2 protein-coding genes are annotated in these 869 nt (G+C 65.4%); one reads left to right on the top strand and one right to left on the bottom strand.

What is annotated here, in order from left to right:
* The coding region (locus ABRP95_RS12035; protein ID WP_349839491.1) for a GntR family transcriptional regulator at window positions 1-216 on the bottom strand (216 nt) is incomplete at its 3' end.
* An 81-nt stretch (window positions 217-297) separates the two neighbouring features.
* Here ABRP95_RS12035 and ABRP95_RS12030 point away from each other — a divergent pair.
* Window positions 298-869: beta/alpha barrel domain-containing protein (locus ABRP95_RS12030; protein WP_502880376.1), on the top strand; the 572-nt coding region annotated here is incomplete at its 3' end.

Genomic DNA, 869 nt, shown 5'->3' with positions numbered 1-869 from the left:
GGAGCCGACTTCCGCGCTGAGGTAGCCCTCGGCCGTGAGCTGCTCATATGCGGTAACGACACTGCCGCGGGAGACGCCGAGCTGGGTGGCCAGAGTGCGCGTGGAGGGCACGGGCTCGCCGGGAAGCAGGGCGCCGGAGGTGACATCGGCGCGCACGGCGGCGGCAATTTGCACCGGCAGGGCGCGAGTATCGGCGGGGTCGAGGCGCAGGGGCATAAACACAGCATAAGTGGTACAACCCAACACGCGGGAAATGGTTCTTTACTTGTACCACTTGGGCAGGGCAGTATAGAGCGCATGACCGAAAACATTGCGACCACGCGCGTGAAACGTGGACTAGCTGACATGCTCAAGGGCGGCGTCATCATGGACGTCGTGACCCCAGAACAGGCGCGCATCGCCGAAGATGCGGGCGCCAGCGCCGTCATGGCACTTGAGCGCGTGCCTGCCGATATCCGCGCCCAGGGCGGCGTGGCCCGCATGTCCGATCCGGAGCTTATCGAGGGCATCGTCGACGCCGTATCCATCCCCGTGATGGCGAAGGCGCGCATTGGCCACTTCGTCGAGGCGCAGATTCTGGGCGAGCTCGGCGTGGACTTCATCGATGAGTCCGAGGTGCTCAGCCCCGCCGATTACGTCAACCACATCAATAAGTGGGACTTCGACGTGCCGTTTGTGTGCGGTGCGACCAACCTGGGCGAGGCCCTGCGCCGCATCACCGAGGGCGCGGCCATGATTCGATCCAAGGGCGAGGCCGGCACCGGCGATGTCTCCGAGGCCGTCAAGCACCTGCGCACCATTCGCGCGGAAATCGCCCGCTTGCAGCACCTCGACCGCGACGAGCTGTACGTTGCCGCCAAGGAGCTCCA

This window comes from Corynebacterium sp. KPL2895, from assembly GCF_040225815.1.
Taxonomy (GTDB): Bacteria; Actinomycetota; Actinomycetes; order Mycobacteriales; family Mycobacteriaceae; genus Corynebacterium; species Corynebacterium rhinophilum.
This window is presented reverse-complemented; position numbering and strand designations above follow the sequence as displayed.